The sequence below is a fragment of the Streptomyces sp. NPDC041940 genome, assembly GCF_055589465.1.
Genome location: NZ_JBVJBP010000005.1, coordinates 1 through 19,077 on the forward strand (window position 1 = coordinate 1; position 19,077 = coordinate 19,077).

A 19,077-nucleotide genomic window follows, 5' to 3' on the forward strand; every position below is an offset into this window, starting at 1 on the left:
CCCTCTCCCTTCCCTGTCTCCTTCTCGCTTTCCCCCCCCCCCCCCCCCCCCCCCCCCCCCCCCCCCCCCCCCCCCCCCCCCCCCCGCGACGAGAGCGGTTCTGTGTGTTCTCCGGGCACGCCGAACCGGCGTGCTTGCAGCACGTAAATACATCAGCTTCCCCCCACAGGAAGTCAGACAGACAGCCAGAACCGGTGACCCACATGGTCACCTCGGCCACACAAGCTGTCACGAGAAACACACAAGCGTGCGAGGCGTGCCCCGCAACACCCACCCCATACGGGCCGGAATCAGCCCCACCACTTCGACCGGGTAAATCTGGACAGGGTCAAGCAAACTCCCACCGCCCACAGGGGGAATTGTCCGCTCCGTTATCAATTCGGACGGGCACGCTGACCGAAACCCTTCGACTGCACCTCAATCAGTGCGTCCCGACTGGCTGCTGACCGCTTTTCGGCCAGGTTCAGACCTGACCGGGATGTGCGGAGAGAGCGCTTACCAGCCCTGGAACGCGAACCCACACCGGCACAACTTGTCTCAGAGCCAGCGGGCAGCTGGCGGGGTTGCTGAGGGCAGAGCTTCACTCCATGCACACTTACGGCGTCCGGCACCTTCCGACGCTGTCCACGCCCTGTGAAGGACTCCCCCGCGATGAGCGAACCGGGCAGAACCCGGCCCTCTTGCCACGCCAGCACGGCCTCCGGCCGACTTGCCCGAGACGTCCGGTGCGCCGGCCGCCTCATGTGCTGGAGCTTGGCCATCGGCATGGCCACAGCCGCCACCAGCCTGGTCCTCGAACCACATACCACTTGGTGGACCGCGCTCTGGCCCATCCCGTGGTACCTCACCGGCCTGTCCATCCCGCTCTGGGCCGTCCTACGTGCTCGCGAGAAAGCCGCCCAGCATCCCGACGAGGACGACGGCTTTCCCCGGCGATGGGACAAAGCCGCCTGACCCACCAGCCCTCCGCCTGCGCCGCGAGGCTGTCGAAATCGCGGAGTCGTGCATCGCGCACCGGGGTGCAGAACGGCGGGTGTCGGCTGCACAACTGACGGCGCGGGCCCAGCCCGAGGCATACCTCGATCCGGCGGCCTCCGGCCCGCCTCGTTCACCACGGACCACGCCGACCTCCCATGGCAGGACCTCGGGGTCCTGCTCCTGTGGGGCGCGGTCGGCGCGGTCGGCGCGGTGGTGGCGGTGCGCCGGTTCCGCTGGGACCCGCGCGCGGAGCGCCGGCGGGCATCACTCAACTGAGGCCGTGCCCAATACCCGGCATCCCGCCGCCGCTGCCTGACTCGGCGACGGCTCCCTGTGACCCAACCGACTGGTTCGACGGCCGCCTACTCGGCCGCCCAGGGAAGTGACGACCTTGGGCGACTGCAGATTCTGCCCGGTCGCGCGGGTTCGGTAAGACGTTCAGCCTGGCCAACCGCCTCCGTCAGCAGTGGACTTGGCGAATTCGGCGAAGGTCCGCGGCGGGCGACCAAGGGCACGCCGCACGCCATCGGAGACGTACTCGTCCGTACCCTCCCTGAGTGGCTCAATGACGTCCGCGAAGGCTTCGGCGTCCGCGAGCGGCAATCCCTGCTGGACGAGTTCCGCGACGTAGCCCTCGACGGAGAGCGGCACGTAGCGAATTTCGCGGCCGGTGGCCTCGGAGATCGTGGCGACCACCTCGGTCAGCGTCACCGCCCGGGGTCCGGACAACTCGTAGATCTGGCCCGCGTGCCGGCCCTCGGTCAGCGCGGCGACCACCACCGCGGCGATGTCCTCGGCATCGACGAAGCTGGCAGCCCCATCGCCGGCGGGCAGCCGCAGCTCACCGGCGAGGATGGCATCGGCGAAGAAGCCCTCACTGAAGTTCTGCGCGAACCAGCCCGGCCTGCTGATCGTCCACTCCAGACCGCTCTCCCGCACGGCGGCCTCGCTGTCGACGATGCCCTCAATGACACCGCTGCTGTCCTTCGCGTAATCCGGATTGTCGATCCCCCGCCCCGAGGCCAGCACGATTCGCCGCACCCCATGCTGCACCGCCCGCTCGATGAACGGGCGAACGAGCTTCGTGCCGTCCAACTGCACGATGTACATGGACCGCACGCCCTCCAGAGCGGCATCCCAGCTGCCGCTGTCGGTCCAGTCGAAGAGGTGCTCGCCGTTCCGGGCCGCCGCGCGAACCGGCAGCCCCTTGGCCCGTAGTTGGCTGACAACGCGGCGGCCAGACTTACCCGTTGCCCCGGTGACAAGAATTGGATGTTCAGACATGACCCCAGTCAACCGGCGGACACCGAGACGATCCATGGCCAACAAGCTCCACTTGATGTCCAGGCGTCTAGGCTGAGGGTATGGACGCCGTTTCGGAGCTGTTGGCAGAGGTACGGGCGCGCGGCGCCGTCTTCCGGCAGACGATCATGCGACCGCCCTGGGCCCTGCGGATGGCCAGTGGCGCCCCGCTGACGCTGGCCACGATGCTGCGCGGCCGAGCCTGGATCGTTCCCGACCAGCACGAACCGGTGCCCGTCGGCGTCGGCGACATCGCCGTCATCCGTGGCGACGCGCCTTACACAGTGGCCGACGACCCCGCGACCGCACCCTCGCTGACGGTGACCAGCGCCGACTACTGCACGGGAGCCGAGGGCGTCGAGCACGCCTCCGGGCCCGCCCGGACCTGCGGAACGCCAGCCGAGGGGGCTGCCGTGCTGGTCAGTGGGGCTTTCGAGCGCCGGGGAGAGCTCAGCGAACGACTGCTGCAGGCCCTGCCCGCCGTGCTGGTGGTGCCGGCCGAGGGCAGCCCCCACCCGTGGCTGGAGATGGTGGCCGAGGAGGTCACCAGAGAGCGACCGGGACAGCAGCTGGTGCTGGACCGGCTGCTGGACCTGATGCTGGTCTCCGCGCTGCGCAGTTGGTTCGACAACCCAGACGCCGATGCCCCGGCCTGGTGCCGCGCACTGGACGACCGGGTCGTGGGTACCGCGCTGCGGCTGCTGCACGACACACCCGCCCGCCCTTGGACGGTGGCGGACCTGGCGGCCAAGGTGGGGGTATCGCGGGCAGCGCTCGCCCGGCGATTCACGGCGCTGGTCGGCGAACCACCGATGGCCTACCTCGCGGACTGGCGGATCACCTTGGCCGCGGACCTGCTGCGGGAGACCGACGACACGGTGGGCACGATCGCGAGGAAGGTGGGCTATGCCAACGCCTTCGCGCTGAGCGTGGCGTTCAAGCGGCTGCGCGGCGAACGGCCCAGTGATCACCGGAGCGCGGAACCAACGCAGTGGCGGGCCGGATGAGTCCCGGGCGCCGGGCCCGTCCCGTATTTCAGAGGGACACCTACGCTGTTCTGCCGGCGGCAGAACAGCGGCCGGACCGGGCTCGACGATCACTACAGTCCAGTCTCATGACGACGGTTACGACGCGTACGGTCGAGTACCCGGCCGACGGTTTGACGATGATCGGGCACCTCGCGCTCCCGGCCGGTGTCGACCGCCGGCCCGCGGTGCTGCTCGGACCAGAGGGCATGGGGCTCAGCGACATCGAGCGCCGCCGGGCCGACGCTCTCGCCGAGCTGGGATATGTAGCGCTGGCCTTCGACCTTCACGGCGGGCGCTATTTGGGTGACCCCGAGGAGATGCTGGCCCGTTGCATGCCACTGCTCGCTGATCCCGACCGGATGCGGCGCATCGGCCACGCGGCACTCGACGAGTTGCGCACCGAGCCCCGGACCGACCCCGACCGGATCGCCGCCATCGGCTACGGCACCGGGGGCGCCATCGCACTGGAACTCGGGCGTGACGGCGTCAACCTGCGCGCGATCGGGACAGTCAACGCAACTACCACGGGCCGACCGGGCGAGGCAGCGCGCATCCGCTGCCCGGTGTGGGCCGGGGTCGGATCGGAAGACCCGATCATGCCGCCCGCGCAACGAAACGCGTTCACCGCTGAGATGCAGGCCGCGGGCGTCGACTGGCGCCTCGCGGTCTACGGCGGCGCCTTGCACGCCTTCCACCACCCGCCGGTCGACCACCCCGTGGTCCCCGGTGTCGGCTACCACCCACAGCACGCGCAGCGAGCCTGGCGCGATGTCGTCGACCTGCTCACCGAGTGCCTGCCCGCGACGGAGGACCTGGGGGCATGACCCAGGCGAACATGCTGGTGCCAGGCCAGGTCGGCGTCGCGCACTGACACAGGCAGAGCTGGTCGCGCGCCGACTGCGTCCGCTATCTGCCCTCGCTGGGCCTCGCCGACACCCCCAAGAGCAGTTGCTGGGTATCCGTTCCACGGCAACGCGCAGTGGCGCCACATCCGCGACACCTCGCCCGAGGAATGGGCGGACGTCGTGGCCTTCGATGCCGCCATCCGCCAGGGCAACGCCCGTGCGAACGCCAGCGGCAACCGCCTGCTCGGGCAAGCCTTCCTGCACCGCTCGCGGACTCCCTTGGCCGAGGCGCCCATCGATCACGTCACCGCGGCGTGTGGCCCTTCCTCGGGAAGACGACCGGCCTCATCGCCAGCCCGCTCGGCCAAGCGTGGTCGATGGCCGGCAAGCGTCTCGGGCTTCTCGATCAGCCTCTGGTCCACCAGGCCGTCGCCGACCTCACCCCCCACCCACGCCAAGGTCGCCGAACCGGAGTCGTTGTCCGGGCCGGGCGGCGGGCCGGAGCTCTTGCCGTCCGGGTCACGTAAGACGCTCAGCGACGCGCGCGACCGCGGAAGCCCCAGACCGGCGCGGTCAAGGTCATCTGGTTCGTTGTCCAGGCGAATCCGCAACCTGATCAGCGATGGGCAACTTCCGGTCAAACTTCGATGCGGTAATCGCGCCAACCTGACAGGTCTTCACGTCTGCTTCACAGGTAATCCCGAGGTTGAGCACGGAAGTTGTCCACGTCGAGATCCGTGAGCCTCGACTGGCACGTTTGCGCCAGCCAACTCCGATATCAAGATTTGACTTGTCCTGTCCCGTTCATGTGCACGTATGGTGATCGTCGCGACGGGCGGCTTCTGACCACTCCGCCATCGCATGTGTCAACCGGCGGCCGGGGGAACGGTGTCGCCACGGGGAGAGGTTGGTCGTCATGCCGCGATTCCGGCACTTCACGCATGCCGTTTCAGCCTGCTCCGCCCGTTGCTCCGGTCTCCGTACCGAGACGACGGCCTGATCTCCCCCTGTCGCTTCCGCCTCTTCGGACGGTCGCCCCCGTCTGCCTTCCTTTGCGATGAAGGGATGCTCTGTTGCGCCCGAGACAAGGGTTCTTCAGCTCCAGAACCAGTACCAGATCAAGAAAATCCGGCTTCCTCACTCCCGTCGTCACGTCCGTCGTGGCCGTCTCCGTGCTGAGCGGTCTGGCTGTCCAGCCGGACGTACTCCAGTTGACCGCCGCGAAGACCGCGGCGGCGAACGACTCGTACGACTGGAACGAGGACACGGCTGCCGAGCAGTTGCGCCAGGACCAGTGCCTGATGGCCGATGTGCTGCGCCTGGGTGGGCCGTCGATGGCCACGACGGCGCAGGACGGTCTCAACCAGACTCCGGCGAAGCTGCGTGAGCTGGCCGACCGGGACCACTGGGAGAACACCCCGCTCTCCGCGGCGTACCAGAAGGACAAGGACGCGGCGAGCAAGGAGCTGAACGCCCTCAACGCACTGCGGGACGGGTGGGGCAAGCCCCTCACCGGGCTGACCACTCCGGCCGGCTTCACTGAGACCGGCTTCCACTGGCCTCCCGGAACAGCCGATGACGGCAAGGACGACTTCTATGGCCAGACCGGCCTGACGAAGTGGACCGCAGAGCGGTTCTGGAAGGACGAGGGGGACTTCTACCAGGACTCCACCCCGAGGGCTGACGCGGCGACGGTCAAGGCGGTCAAGGACCTCGGTGCCCCGCTGTACGGCAAGGACCCGGATACGGGTCTTCCCAGTGACGAGTGGAATCGCGCGCTCGCCGAGCGGGACGCCTTCAAGCACCTGTCCGACTGGTCGCTGGAGCCCACCGGCGCGGACAACGCCCGTCTCTTCCTCGCCTCCGGTGGCTTCCCCCGTACGGCCCCGCAGCCGGGCACGGCGGAGCACCGCATCGCGGTCGAGGACCTGAAGAGCCGGTTCGCGGCGTGTGCGTGGCGGGATCCGATCGACCCGAGCAAGGTGCTGGACGACATCTCCTCCACCGCCGCCACCGAGTGGCAGCAGGAGGTCTCCGCGCAGGCCGCGCAGCGCAACCAGATCCTGGGCGCGAACAAGGACGCCACCACGGCGCTGGCAGCGGGCGCGAAGGCGCTGGGGGACATGCTGGGCCACTCCTGGACGGCCGACCACCTCACGCGCTGGCAGGACTACTGGTCCGCGGGCGGCGTCGGATACGTCGGTGACGCTCCGGCGGTGATCGAGGTGCCGGGCGCGTCGGGCAAGTGCCTCGACATCCCGGGTGGTGCGAAGACCAACGGCTCGCCGGTGCAGATCTACACCTGCAACGGCAAGGCTCAGCAGCAGTGGGAGGTCTACGGCGACGACAAGGGCCTGCACCTGCGGAACGTCAACTCCCTGAAGTGCCTGGATGTGTCGGGGACCAACGAGGCGAACGGCACGAAGATCCAGATCTGGACGTGCAACAGTTCTCCGGCGCAGACGTGGGAGTACAACCTCCGCGCCGCCACGGCCCTGAAGAACACCGCCACGGACAAGTGCCTGGACCTGGCCAACTTCACGAACAGCACTGACGGGCGGCTGTGGACGTGCTCCGGCGGCACCTCGCAGAAGTACAGCATCAAGCCGTCCGGGCACACCGGGACGGTTCCGCCGAAGGCACAGTTCGACAAGGCCAAGGCCGGTGTCACGGCCGCTCAGGCGGCGGCGAAGAAGCAGCTCGCTGTGCTGAAGGCCCAGCTGACGGCAGCGCAGAAGGCCGTCACCACTTCCGACACTGCCGAGCAGGCCGCCCACACGATCGCTGACCAGGCGGGGGCTCCGCGGGGCCGTGGTCTGCTGGTGGGTCAGCAGAAGGCGCAGGTCACCAAGGGTGCGGCGGCCGCGCTGACGGCCATGGTGAAGGCCGGTGAGACCGCTGAGGCGGCCACCCGTGCCGCGGCCGCGGACAGTGAGACGATCACGCAGCGTGCGCTGGCCCAGGCCGCGCAGGCGAAGGCGGAGTTCCGTAAGAAGGCCGCGGAGGCGGCCGAGTGGCAGGCCAAGGCCGCCGCGGATGCGGCGAAGGTGCACCGCGACAACGCCAAGAAGGACAAGGAGACCGCCGAGGCCAAGCTCGCCGTCGCCTTGAAGGCGGAGGGTGACGCGAAGGCGGCCGCAGCCGACGCGCACGCCGAGCGGCTGGCCGCGGAAGCCGAAGAGAAGACCGCGAAGACGGAGAAGGAGACCGCCGAGGCCAAGCAGGCCGAGGCAGCCCGCCACAAGGAGAACGCCCAGGCGGAGGCGTCGAACGCGAAGGAGGCCAAGGAGAAGGCCGAAGCCGCCGAAAGCACCGCGGTCGAGAAGAAGGACGCCGCCGTCCAGGCCCGCGACAACGCCAAGGCCAAGCGGGACGATGCCTGGGACGCCGAGCACAAGGCCAACGCCGCCCGGGCCAAGGCCGCGGCCAAGGACGCGTACGCCGAGGCCCACGAGTCCGACAGCAACGCGCAGGAGTCCAGGGCGGCCGCCGACGCGGCGGACGGACACGCCGACGATGCCGAAGCCGCGGCGGGCAGGGCGCGTTCCGCGGCCGACGCCGCCACCCAGGCCGCGGCAGACGCGGACGCTGCCGCCACCCGTGCCGAGGCGGCCGCCAAGCGCGCCCGCGCCCACGCGGACGGTGCTCAGGCGGCGAAGCTGCGGGCGGATGCCGCGGTGAAGACCGCGACCGCCGCTGTGGCCGATGCCATCAAGGCCGCCGCGCACGCCGCCGCCGAGGCGAAGACGGCTGTTGAACTGGCCGATGAGGCGGAACAGCACGCCAAGACCGCCAAGTCCCAGGCGGACGAGGCGAACAAGGAGGCCGCCAAGGCCCTGGTTGCCTCGGCCAAGGCAGCGGGCTTCGCCCACGTCACCGCCCAGGCCGCCGTGGACGCGGGCAACGCGGCCGCGCAGGTTGTCCAGCCGGCCAACGACGCGATCCAGCTCGGCTCGCCCTACGTCACCACCGACTCGGCCGCCGGCCTGGTCGTCCTGACCGGGCAGGCGTCGAAGTCGATCGCCGAGCAGCAGAAGGCCGTCGCCGACGCGCACGCCAAGAACGCCCAGGAGGAGGCAGCCGCCGCCAAGGCCCTCGCCGAGCAGGCGAAGGGTGACGCCAAGGCCGCCTACCAGCACGCTGCCAACGCGGCAGGGCACGCGGCCGACGCACGCGGCTACGCCAAGGAAGCCCTCGGCTACGCCGCCGACGCCGCCCTGGCCGCGTCCAAGGCCAGCCAGTCACTGGCCCGCTCGATCGAGTACCAGCGCCAGGCCACCGAGGACGCAGCCGCCGCCGACAAGGCAGCCGGCCGTGCCGAGGGCTACGCCAAGGACGCCCGCGACGCCGCCGACCAGGCCGCCCTCGACGCCGCAGCGGCCCGCGCCGCGGCCTCGGAGGCCGAACAGGCCGCCAAGGACGCCCGCGACGCCGCCGAACGCGCCGACGCCGCAGCGACCGAGGCCGAGGAAGCGGCCAAGGACGCCCAGAAGTACGCGGACTCGGCCCAGCAGGCGGCCGACCAGGCCGGCCGTGAGGACGCGAACAAGCAGGTGCAGGCGGGCGCGGGCACCGGGGTCGGCGGGGTCTTCTCCGTCATCGACGACCTCAAGCAGAAGGGTGACCCGCAGCGTCTGCCCGACGACTGCTCGCGTCTTCCGTGCGACCTGGTGTACAAGATCACGTTCGACGCTGTCGTCAGCTACTACCTCTGCGCCGACCCGGACGTGCCCGCCACCGAGTCCGGCTGCCCCGCCGAGGACACGTTCTTCCTCACCACGAAGACGTTCCCGAACATGACCAAGACGGTCAAGCTGTCGTCCTGGGACGCGACCAAGGAGCTGTGGAAGGGTCTCTACGAGTCGTTCATCGGCGACTTCACCGGCTGCTACCACAAGATCAACGGTGATGGCTCGGGCAGCTACGGCGACTGCGCCTGGGCCGCGTCCAACTTCATCCCGAACAAGACCTTCGACCTGCTCGCCGACGCGATCCGTGCCCTGAACACCGCCTTGCGCCGCGGGGACGGTGTCGCCGACGCGCTGAAGTCTCTGAAGGAACTGGACGTCGACCCGGAGACCCTCGCCGACATCGAGCGGACGGTGGACAGGTACGAGGAGGCGCGGACGGCCTGCAAGGTCAACAGCTTCCCCGGCGGAACCGAAGTGGTCCTCGCCGACGGCAGCCGCAAGCCGATCCGGGAGGTGCGGTTCGGCGACCTGCTCCTGGCCACCGACCCCGACACCGGAACCACCCGGGGCGAGGCGGTCACCCGCACGTTCTCCCACACCACCGAGGACCTGCTGGACATCACCCTGGCGGACGGGGGAAGCCTCACGAGCACACCGGGTCACCAGGTCTTCGTCGTCGGCCGCGGCTGGACTCTCGCCTCCGACCTGCGCACCGGCGACCGCCTGCGCTCGCCGGACGGCACGCTTCGCACAGTCACCGCACTGCGCGACCGGGACGAACCGACGCCCCGGACCGTGTACGACCTGACCGTGTCCGGCCTGCACACGTTCTACGCCGTGGCGGACGACACGCCGGTCCTGGTCCACAACTGCAACGACCTCATCGCCGACGAAGGCCGGTTCCCCGGCCAGGCTCACATTCTTCAGAAGCATGTGGACCAGAACCAGGCCGAAGCGCTCGCGATGGCCCAGGCCGACGGTGAGAAGGTCAGTGTGTTCATCGACCTGCAGACGGCACAGCAGGTCGTGGACTACGCGATCGTCAACAAGGCAGGAGAGATCGCGACGTGGCTTCGTGGCTCGCAACAGAAGAAGACGTTGACCGGTACGTTCGGAGCGAGGAACTCTCTCGGCTGGGTCGCCCATCCGGACGGAAGGACGGTCACCCAAGCCGGAAACCGGTACACCCTCGTCCTGAAACGGGCTCCAGGGCATAAGAGTGGCTTCTACGTCTTCACCGGATTCCCAGGGTGACATGTGATGGAGCGACACACGGAGTTCATGTTCGGCGTCCCGTGGATCATGGAGTTCTTCCACCAGGACTGGAAGCTCGACGCCTCGACGCCGGCGGAAGCGGTGGCCAACGAGTTCGTGGAGGAACTTGAGCCGGCAGCCGTGCTGTCGGTGCGGCGTGACGCCCGGCTGCTCCTCGACAATCTCACCTCCGCCCAGATCAAGGCGTTGTGGAAGGGGGGCACGGAAGCGACGGAGTCCTTCTTCCAGCGCCATGTCGGGGAAGGCGACGAGTGGATGCGGCAGGTGATCGGGGTGTGCGATGCGTGGCTGTCCCGCTGCGTGGACACCCCGGCTCTCTCCGACGCCGACCGGTACGGGGGTGTGGAGCTGGCCGCTGACGTCCTCGCGGAAGTGCACGAGTTCAGGAGCGACCTGGACACGGAGGTGACGGATGCACTGGCCGAGTGCGCCCGCAGCTGCACTCCCGATCTCGCCCTCAGGCTGCTCCTGCGAGCTCTGCCCAAGAAGAGTGCCTCGTTGTCCCCGGAGTACCTGTATCTGTCCGAGGAGCAGTACGCGAGGCTGGAGGCCCTGGGGAACGCGTTCCACTACGGGGAGTACGTCGTGAGCGACATCAAGTACCTCGTGGACACGTAGGCCGACACCCGGCTCGCATCGCTCGGCCCGCGCCCTTCTACCAAGGGCGCGGGCCGCCTTCGTTCTCCACCGCGACGATGATGCATGCCGGCACTGCCCAGTGACGATGTGATCGCGGCTGAACGCCACGGTTGTGAGAGGGGTTCTGCGAGGGCCGACCTGGTGAACTGCTCGGAGGCTGCCCTCCTGGTACACCTCTCACATCTCCCGCCAATCACCCAGCGACGCGCTAATCCTGGCCTCAGGTTGATCGGGGACAATGAGCGGCAAGAGCATCGACTGGAAGGGGGCGGGCCGGCGTGCGGATCATGATCGCGGATGATGAAGCGGCCATCCGTGAGTCGCTGGAGCGGGTGCTCCAGGTCGAGGGTTACGACACCAGCACCGTCGCCAACGGTCTCGCCGTGCTCGACGGGGTCGGTGGGGCCGACGGTGACACGCTGGATCTGCTGATCCTCGACGTGATGATGCCCCGCCTCGGCGGATTGGAGACCTGCCGGCGGTTGCGGGCCGCGGGTCGGGATCTGCCGGTGCTGATGCTGACCGCCCGTGACCAGGTCTCCGACCGGGTCACGGGGCTGGACGCGGGCGCCGACGACTACCTGCCCAAGCCGTTCGCCACCGAGGAGTTACTGGCCCGGGTGCGAGCCCTGCTGCGCCGGCGCACGCCGACCGACGAGGAGTCGCAGATCCTGTCGTTCGCCGACGTCCGGCTCGATCCCGACAGGTTCGAGGCGTGGCGGGGCGAGCGGCCACTGCGCCTGACCCGGACCGAGTTCTCCCTCCTGCAGGTCCTCCTGCGCAACGCGACCCGGGTCCTGACCCGCGACACGCTGTTCGAGGCGATCTGGGGCTTCGACATGAGTGCCACCGCCAACAACCTCCAGGTGTACGTGAGTTACCTGCGCCGCAAGCTGGAGGCCGAGGGCGAGCCGCGGTTGATCTACACGCTGCGCGGCCTGGGATACACGTTGCGGGAGACTCCTCCGTGAGCAGGCCCACCGGCCGGGAACCGCGCCGGCTGACCCGATGGTGGCGCCGGCGGTCCCTGCGGACCAGGCTGACGGTGATCGCGGCGACGGCCATCGCGGTCAGCGTGTTCGTGGCCTTCCAGGTGGCCAGCGAGCTACTGGACTGGGAACTGCGGGACACCGCCGAGAACCAGCTGCGCGCCGACTCCCGCGTCCTGGCGACGAGCGCGGAGCGCGCCGGTCTGGCGCAGGTCCAGCTGCCGCCGTATCCCGGATCCGGTCGGCTGGTGCGGGTCATCCTGCCCGACGGCTCGACCCGGACGCCGGCCGGTCAGCCCGCGCTGCCCCCCGTCAGCGAGCAGGCCGGGCGCGTGGCTCAGGGTGCGTCGGCCGACCTGATGGAGTCGAACGACAGCGAGGAGGGTTACCTCATCTACACGCTGCGGGCGGGCGACGGCGCGGTCCAGGTGGCCCGCGCCGCCGACGACAGCCCGATCAACCGGTTCGGGTTCGGCATGCTGCTGATCGGGCTGATCTGCGTGGTCGGCGGCGCCCTTGTCGGGCGGACCGTGGCGCGGACCGGGCTGGCACCGATCGACCGGCTGACCGCCGCCGCGGTCCGTGTCGCGCACACCCGGGATCTCGATGCCGACATCCCGGATGAGGGCGGTGGGGAGATCCGGCGGCTGATCCAGTCGATCAACGACATGCTCGCCGCGCTCCGGGACTCCCGGCGGGCCCAGCGGCTGCTCGCCGAGGACGCCGCCCACGAGCTCAAGACTCCGCTCACCAGCCTGCGCCTCAACGTCGAGCTGCTGATCCGGCTCGATCGGCGCGGCACCCTGGACAGCGCACTGCCGGCGGAGAGCCGGACCCGGCTGCTCAACGATCTCGGCTCCCAGGTGGCCGAGTTGAGCACCCTTGCCGCCGAGCTGACCGACCTGGCGCGCGGTGACGTCAGCGACGAGAACACCGAACTGCTCGACCTCGCCGACGTGGTGGTGGCCGCCGCGACCCGGGCGCGTTCCCGCGTGCCCGACATCGAGGTCGCGCTCGACGTGACCTCCGTGTGGGTGAGCGGGCGTCCCGCCGCGCTCCAGCGGGCGGTGCTCAACCTCATCGACAACGCCGGCAAGTGGTCCCCCGCGGACCAGCCGGTCCAGGTCCGGCTCCGTGCCGAGGGCGCGTCGGCGGTGCTCGAGGTCGACGACGCCGGGCCGGGCATCGACGCCGCCGACGTACCGCGGGTGTTCGACCGGTTCTACCGTGCCGACAGCGCCCGGGCGTTGCCGGGATCCGGTCTGGGGCTGTCAATCGTGCAGCGGGTCGTCGACGCCCACGGCGGCCGGGCCACCGTCGCCCGCTCCGCACGCGGTGGCGCGCTGCTTCGGGTCGACCTTCCGACCGCGGCCCCGCCCGCCCCGATCGCGCGGCTCACCGGCGGGGAGGACACCGCGATGCGCTGACCCCAGCCCCGGCCGCACGGCGCAGGACAAGGGACGGCGGCCCTCGGGCATGGCCCCGCGCGGCTCACCGTCGGGGCAGGACACCGCGATGCGCCGACCCCGGCCCCGGCGCGTGGCGCAGGACCAAAGGGCGGCGACCGTCGGGCCCATGAAAAGATCCGGGACGGGCCTGGGGCCCCGTCCCGGATCTCGTCCGTGCCGCCGCGCTCACCGTTGCAGCGCGGGCTCCGCGTCGTCGGCGAGCAGCTGTTGACCGTCCGGCAGCTCCGCCGCCGGCCGGGACAGTCGGCTCGGCCACCAGATCTGTCGGCCGATCAGGAGGGTGAGGGCGGGCACCAGGACCGACCGCACCAGCAGGGCGTCGAGCAGCACGCCGAAGGCGACCAGGAACCCGACCTCGACCAGCATCACCAGCGGAAGTGTGACGAGGACCCCGAACGTGGCCGCCAGGACCAGGCCTGCCGAGGTGATGACGCCACCGGTGGCCGAGAGGGCTTTGAGCATGCCCTCTCTGGTGCCGAGGCGCACGGTCTCCTCCCGGGCCCGGCTGGCCAGGAAGATGTTGTAGTCGACGCCGAGCGCCACCAGGAACAGGAATGCCAGCAGCGGCACCGAATTGTCGATGCCCTTGAACCCGAGGATCGTGTCGAAGACGAACACGCTGCCGCCGAAGGCCGCGGCGAATGAGACGATCACGGTGGCCATCAGGACCAGCGGGGCCAGGATCGCGCGCAGCAGCAGCCCGAGGATGATCAGGACGACGGCGAGCACCAGCGGGATCACCAGCTTCTCGTCGCGCTTGGTGGTCCCCTCGGTGTCGAGGTTCTCCGCACTCGGCCCGCCGACGATCGCCTCCGCCCCGCCCACCGCGTGCACGGCGGTGCGCACCCGCTTGATCGTGTCGTACTCCGCGACGGTGTCCGGCGCGTCCTTCGGGAACACGGAGATGTTGGCCCAGCCACCGCTGGTCTGCTCCGGGACGGCCAGGGCCACACCGCGAGTGTCCTTGACGATGTCGAGCACCCGCTCCTGGTGCGCCGGCCGCGTGAAGATCGTCATCGGCTGACCGCCGAGCTCCGGGAAGTGCTGGCGGAGAACGGTGAAGCCGGTGACCGACTCCGGCGCGGACAGGAACTGGTCCTGCTCCCGCAGGTTGCCGGTGTTGCCCGCCAGCCCGATGGCGAGCACGCCGAGCACTCCGAGCGAGCCGAGCGTCGCCACCCACCGGCGGCGGCTGATGGCGGTGCCGAGCCGTCCCCACAGCCCCGGCTTCTCCTCCACGGCCGTACTCAACCGCGGGATGGCCGGCCAGAAGATCCTCCTGCCGAGCACCACGAGCACCGCCGGGAACAGCGTCAGCATGGCCACCAGCGCGCACAGGATGCCGGCCGCACCGATCGGGCCCAACCCGCTGGTGCTGTTCAGATCCGCGACGAGCAGGCAGAGCAGGCCGGCGACCACGGTGGCCGCGGACGCGACGATGGCCGGCGCCGCGCCGCGCAGCGCGTGGACCATCGCGACCCGGACGTTCTCATGGTGGTGCAGTGCCTCCCGATATCGAGCGATGAGCAACAGCGCGTAGTCCGTGCCGACGCCGAACACCAGGATCGTCAGCAGCGCCGAGTTCTGGTCGTTGACCACGATGCCGAAGCCCTTGACGAGCAGGTAGACGGTCCCCATCGAGGTCAGTGCGGCCGCGCCCACGGCCACCAGCGGGATGATCCACAACACCGGGCTGCGGTAGGTGAGGATGAGCAGGAGCGTGACGACGACGATGGTGGTGAGGAGGACCTGCACGTCGATGCCGTCGAAGACGGCATCCATGTCGCCGTCGATCGCGCCCGGGCCGGTCACGTCGAGTTCCAGGCCGGCGGGACGGTCCTTCGCGGCGTCACGCACCGGGCCGACGAGGTCCTCCGGTGCGCCGTAGGTCGTGCTCACGTCGAGGGTGAACGTCATCGCCTTGCCGTCGGTGGAGCGGCTCGTCGGTGGGCCCTCGTCGTCGTCGCCGGCCGGGGCCGCCACCTTCGGCGGGTACCGCTTGGCAAGGGTGTCGTAGTGGCGCTCGACCGTCGCGCGGTCGGCGTCGGTCATGCCGGCGGCGCGGTGGTACACGAAGACGAACGTGTTGTCGTCACCGTCGGGGAGCTTGTCCTCCAGTACCGCGACCTTGGTGGACTCGGCGCTGGCCGGCAGGGTGTCCGCGGCTCTGTCGGTGGTGACCGAACTCAACTTTCCGCTCAGCGGCACCATGAACACCGCCAGCACCAACCACAAGCCAATCACCAACCAGGGCACCCACCGGCCTGCCAACCGACCGGCCGGCGCTTCCCCGGACGGCGCTGCGTTGACTGCCATCACTAGCCTCCTACATACGGGTTGCATCGCTCATCTGATGCCTACTTCCTAATGAGCGAACCTGAGACCACCGTTAGAGCCGCAGTGATCGTCCGCGCCGCTATCCGTCGGACACCTCGGATACCGAGTGGGAGATCACCGCGCCGTACATCCCGGTCAGAGGCACTCGGGCGGGTGCCGGCGGTCGCCCGGTCCTGGAAGGCATTTTGATCCGCCTCGTCGTGGACCACCTGCCGAGCGATAGTGACCCGGAACCGTTGTGTGTGGACCGGTTGTGGCAGACGTTCTTGCGCCGCTTCGACCTTGAACACACGTTCCGGCCGGCTGTGGCAGGTGCTGCACAGCTTCTTCCCGCGCACCGGGGACTGTCAGTTGGGCACCGGACAGCGTCCGCCGCCCATGGTGGGATGCCCCACCGGCGTCATCACGCGGCGCTCGGCGTTCCAGCCCGCCTCGGCGAGGAAGTCCTCCCTGATCATGGACCACAGGAGGCGGCCACCTCGGCGTCGGACGCGTCCGTTCCCGGGACCGGAGCGGGGACCACGGGCGTGAGCATGCGACTCATCGGACACCCCGATGAACTCGCGGGGCGAGGGCACCGCATCCACCGCGTCCCGCAGACGGTCCGGAGCCGGTGTCAGATACGGCTCCGCGCTGGACAACCGGGAGTGGTCCAACAGCGCGGCGATCTCGTCCTGCCCACCACCCGCGTCCGCGAGATTGCTGTCGGCCGCCCGGCGCAGCATCCGCGGCGTGACGTTCCGGCTCAGCCCGGCACGCTTCGACAACCGCCCGAGCAACTCGGTGATCGAGTCGGCGGTCATCGGGGTGCCGAGCGGCTCGGCGAACAGGTTCACCAGCACGAAATCGCTGCCTGGGCCGTGCGGCAGCGTAATCCGCTCCATCACGTACTGGTCACAGGCGAGGACCACCAGGCGGTCGACAGGCTTCCAACGGGCCCGGCCCGGCGCGGCAGTCGGCTGCCGCTGTCCTCCGGCGACAAGGTAGCCGCGGGCTCCGCCGGGCAGGTCGGCGACGGAATCGGTGGCGACGCGACGGAACGCGGCTGGAGGATGCACGGAAGTGCTGCCGCAAGCCCGTGTGGCCGCCCTTGAGGACGTCGGCCACGCCTGATCCACAACGGTTCAACTCACGACGACTCGTGACCGTGCCGTGCGGACGCCACGGTGTATCTAACCGCACCTGCGCGGTGATACCAGCGGCACTCCATATGCGGGGGCCGACCCCAGTGATCTTCGGAGCAGGCCCCGGCATGGTCATGGGTACCGACTCGCATACCGAACCAGGGAGTGCTGATGCCACGTAAGGGAACCATCTCAGGAGTGCGGAAGGGCCTGTTGGTCATTGCGGCGGCGGGCCTGGTGGGATCTGTCACCACCGTCGCTGCCGTGGCGCATCCGCCACAGGACGCGGCAGCGGTAGCGAGCGGGAACCACGCGCTGCAGAAGAGCCTCGACTCGCTGGTGAGCGAGGACAAATACCCCGCAGCGTTCGCGTGGGTGCGCAAGGACGGCCGTACCTCCTCGCTGGTCTCCGGGTCCGCGCGGCTGAACGAGCAGGTTCCGGTTCCGCACGACGGCTACGTACGGGCCGGCAGCAACACCAAGACGTTCACCGCGGTCGTGGTCCTGCAACTGGTCGCCGAGGGCAAGGTCGCACTGGACGAGCCCATCGACACATATCTGCCCGGAGTCGTACGGGGACAGGGCATCGACGGCAGGAAGATCAACGTCCGCCAGTTGCTGCAGCACACCAGCGGCCTTCCCAACTACACCGAACACATCGGTCTGGAGAACTTCCAGAAGATCCAGCACAAGTTCTTCCACCCCCACGACCTGCTTGCTGCGGCCCTGGCCCACCCCGCGGACTTCACCCCCGGCACCAAGTGGAAGTACAGCAACACCAACTACCTCCTCGCGGGCATGCTGATCGAGAAAATCACCGAACGGCCGGTGCAGGAACAGATCACCGAGCGCGTCATCCGCAAAGCGGGCCTGCGCCACACCTCTTGGCCGCAGCCCGGCGACCAGACCATCCCCAAGCCCCACGCCCGCGGCTACACGCTCAGCAGTCTGGAGAACGGAAAGGTCATCGACGCCACACGGATGGACCCCTCCTGGGGCGGAGCCGCCGGCCAGCTGATCTCCACGCCGAGCGACCTCGCGAAGTTCGCCCGACAACTGCTCGACGGCAAGCTCCTGGCGCCCGCCCAACTGGTTGAGATGCGTAAGACCGTCGAAGCACCGCTCATGCCCGGATGGCGCTATGGCCTGGGCCTCTTCAGCATTCCGCTGAGCTGCGGCGGCGTGTACTGGGGGCACGGTGGCGACATCGACGGCTACGAGACCCGCGGAGGCGCCACCGACGACGGCCGTTCCGTAGGCCTGGCGGTGACCGCACTCCCCGGCACCTTCAGCGACCCGGAGAAGAGCGCCAAGGCAGTCATGTCCGCAACAGACACCGCCTTCTGCAACTAGACGCCGGCTCAGCCCCTTGGGCGTGCTGAGCCTGGCCTACGTCCCGGCCACACGGGACCGAATCCTCAACTCCTGCCGCAGGAACGGTGATCAGCAGCGATCCATCTCATTGTGTTAGCCGCTGTAAGCGGCTTGCCGGGATTCGACCCGTCGGTTTGATCTTGGTTTTGTCGGGGTCGAGGAACCTCACGATGTCAGCGGGTGCGGAAACGAGCGGTCGAGGCAGGGATGTGTCCTGGGCGGCGCCTCCGACGTGGACACCGGCGTCCAGGCCACCACCCGCGCGTTCGAGACCTGGACGGAGTCCTCGCTCTCCCAGCGCACCCAGGTGACGTTCGCCTTCCGGCAGCTCCTCGTGGACCACGAGGAGCTGGGCCGGATCATCTCCGCCGAACACGGCAAGACCGTCGACGACGCCCGCGGCGAGATCACCCGCGGCCGCGAGGTCATCGAGTTCGCCTGCGGCCTCGGCGACGTCTCTAAGGGCGACTTCTCCGACCAGGTCTCCCGCGGCGTGGACGTCCACAACTTTCACCAGCCCCTCGGCGTCGTAGCCGGTATCACGCCGTTCACTTTCCCGCCATGGTGCCGCTGTGGATGCACCCCATCGCCACCGGCAACACCTTCGTCCTCAAGCCCAGCGAGCGTGACCCGTCGGCAGCGAACTTCGTCGCCGAGCCGTACAAGAAAGCGAGCCTGCCCGACGACCCCGGTATCGAGGCAGTCTCCTTCGTCGGGTCACCGATCGCCAAGTACGTGGGAGGTGACACCACTTGTCGCTCAGACAGCCGTTGCCGGGCGAGCCGATCGAGACGGGGCGGCTGTTCAGTCTGCGGGTAGACCGCTTCGGCCAGGTCAGTGTCCGCACCAACCGCTACTCGGTGCCGGTGCGGCTGATCGGCCGGACGGTGCGGGCCATGCTGCACGCGTCCGAGCTGGTGGTCTACGACGGGCAGAAGGAAGTCGCCCGGCACGAGCGGCTCATCGCCAAGGGCCAGGCCCGCCTCGTGCTGGACCACTAGCTGGAGGCTCTGGTCAAAAACCCCG

At 69.3% G+C, this 19,077-nt stretch carries 11 protein-coding genes and 3 pseudogenes; 11 read left to right on the top strand and 3 right to left on the bottom strand.

Translation table 11 applies throughout. The features are described 5' to 3' along the window. Positions 1-1,416: 1,416 nt before the first annotated feature. Complete coding sequence (locus ACZ6I3_RS11105) at positions 1,417-2,262, bottom strand: SDR family oxidoreductase (protein ID WP_469413694.1); 846 nt, start codon at positions 2,260-2,262, stop codon at positions 1,417-1,419. Between the two features lie 80 nt (positions 2,263-2,342). Here ACZ6I3_RS11105 and ACZ6I3_RS11110 point away from each other — a divergent pair, with 80 nt between their 5' ends. From ACZ6I3_RS11110 to ACZ6I3_RS11145, 8 genes and pseudogenes are all read left to right on the top strand, one after another. Then, the gene (locus ACZ6I3_RS11110; RefSeq protein WP_469413695.1) at positions 2,343-3,287 is read left to right on the top strand and encodes an AraC family transcriptional regulator; all 945 of its coding nucleotides are present in this window, start codon (positions 2,343-2,345) and stop codon (positions 3,285-3,287) included. A gap of 107 nt (positions 3,288-3,394) precedes the next feature. Beyond that, on the top strand, positions 3,395-4,132 hold the full coding sequence (locus ACZ6I3_RS11115; protein WP_469413697.1) for a dienelactone hydrolase family protein: 738 nt from the start codon (positions 3,395-3,397) through the stop codon (positions 4,130-4,132). A gap of 59 nt (positions 4,133-4,191) precedes the next feature. After that, a pseudogene (locus ACZ6I3_RS11120) lies at positions 4,192-4,468 on the top strand (hypothetical protein); the annotation flags it as partial. Next, positions 4,468-4,729, top strand: a pseudogene (locus tag ACZ6I3_RS11125) (hypothetical protein); the annotation flags it as partial. The pseudogenes ACZ6I3_RS11120 and ACZ6I3_RS11125, both read left to right, overlap by 1 nt. Positions 4,730-5,313: 584 nt before the next feature. Further along, on the top strand, positions 5,314-10,098 hold the full coding sequence (locus ACZ6I3_RS11130; RefSeq protein WP_469413698.1) for an RICIN domain-containing protein: 4,785 nt from the start codon (positions 5,314-5,316) through the stop codon (positions 10,096-10,098). Between the two features lie 6 nt (positions 10,099-10,104). Then, positions 10,105-10,737, top strand: a complete 633-nt coding sequence (locus tag ACZ6I3_RS11135; RefSeq protein WP_469413699.1) for a hypothetical protein — start codon at positions 10,105-10,107, stop codon at positions 10,735-10,737. A gap of 299 nt (positions 10,738-11,036) precedes the next feature. After that, positions 11,037-11,729 carry a response regulator transcription factor gene (locus tag ACZ6I3_RS11140; protein ID WP_469413701.1) on the top strand — a complete coding sequence of 231 codons (693 nt, stop codon included), beginning with the start codon at positions 11,037-11,039 and terminating at the stop codon, positions 11,727-11,729. Beyond that, positions 11,726-13,174, top strand: coding sequence for a HAMP domain-containing sensor histidine kinase (locus ACZ6I3_RS11145; RefSeq protein ID WP_469413703.1), 1,449 nt, complete (start codon positions 11,726-11,728; stop codon positions 13,172-13,174). Before ACZ6I3_RS11140 ends, ACZ6I3_RS11145 begins: the two co-directional genes overlap by 4 nt. Positions 13,175-13,381: 207 nt before the next feature. On the opposite strand, the gene ACZ6I3_RS11150 is transcribed toward ACZ6I3_RS11145, so the two are convergent. Further along, entirely contained in the window at positions 13,382-15,532 is a 2,151-nt protein-coding gene (locus ACZ6I3_RS11150; RefSeq protein WP_469413704.1) for an MMPL family transporter, read from the bottom strand. Between the two features lie 368 nt (positions 15,533-15,900). Continuing rightward, complete coding sequence (locus tag ACZ6I3_RS11155) at positions 15,901-16,611, bottom strand: tyrosine-type recombinase/integrase (RefSeq protein WP_469413706.1); 711 nt, start codon at positions 16,609-16,611, stop codon at positions 15,901-15,903. Positions 16,612-16,848: 237 nt separating this feature from the next. Between ACZ6I3_RS11155 and ACZ6I3_RS11160 the strand changes: the two genes are divergently transcribed. The 3 genes and pseudogenes from ACZ6I3_RS11160 to ACZ6I3_RS11170 all read left to right on the top strand — a co-directional run bounded on the left by ACZ6I3_RS11160 (position 16,849) and on the right by ACZ6I3_RS11170 (position 19,052). Beyond that, a complete protein-coding gene (locus ACZ6I3_RS11160; protein ID WP_469413707.1) occupies positions 16,849-18,030 on the top strand; it encodes a serine hydrolase domain-containing protein in 1,182 nt (393 codons plus the stop codon). A gap of 205 nt (positions 18,031-18,235) precedes the next feature. Further along, positions 18,236-18,789 (top strand): annotated as a pseudogene (locus ACZ6I3_RS11165) (aldehyde dehydrogenase family protein); the annotation flags it as partial. Positions 18,790-18,803: 14 nt separating this feature from the next. Further along, on the top strand, positions 18,804-19,052 hold the full coding sequence (locus tag ACZ6I3_RS11170; protein ID WP_469413708.1) for a Mu transposase domain-containing protein: 249 nt from the start codon (positions 18,804-18,806) through the stop codon (positions 19,050-19,052). The last annotated feature ends 25 nt before the right edge of the window (positions 19,053-19,077 follow it).

Bases quoted from the DNA above. Each gene is read 5' to 3' on its own strand.
- ACZ6I3_RS11105 (WP_469413694.1), bottom strand. From the start codon at position 2,262: ATGTCTGAACATCCAATTCTTGTCACCGGGGCAACGGGTAAGTCTGGC.
- ACZ6I3_RS11110 (WP_469413695.1), top strand. From the start codon at position 2,343: ATGGACGCCGTTTCGGAGCTGTTGGCAGAGGTACGGGCGCGCGGCGCC.
- ACZ6I3_RS11115 (WP_469413697.1), top strand. From the start codon at position 3,395: ATGACGACGGTTACGACGCGTACGGTCGAGTACCCGGCCGACGGTTTG.
- ACZ6I3_RS11135 (WP_469413699.1), top strand. From the start codon at position 10,105: ATGGAGCGACACACGGAGTTCATGTTCGGCGTCCCGTGGATCATGGAG.
- ACZ6I3_RS11150 (WP_469413704.1), bottom strand. From the start codon at position 15,532: ATGGCAGTCAACGCAGCGCCGTCCGGGGAAGCGCCGGCCGGTCGGTTG.
- ACZ6I3_RS11160 (WP_469413707.1), top strand. From the start codon at position 16,849: ATGCCACGTAAGGGAACCATCTCAGGAGTGCGGAAGGGCCTGTTGGTC.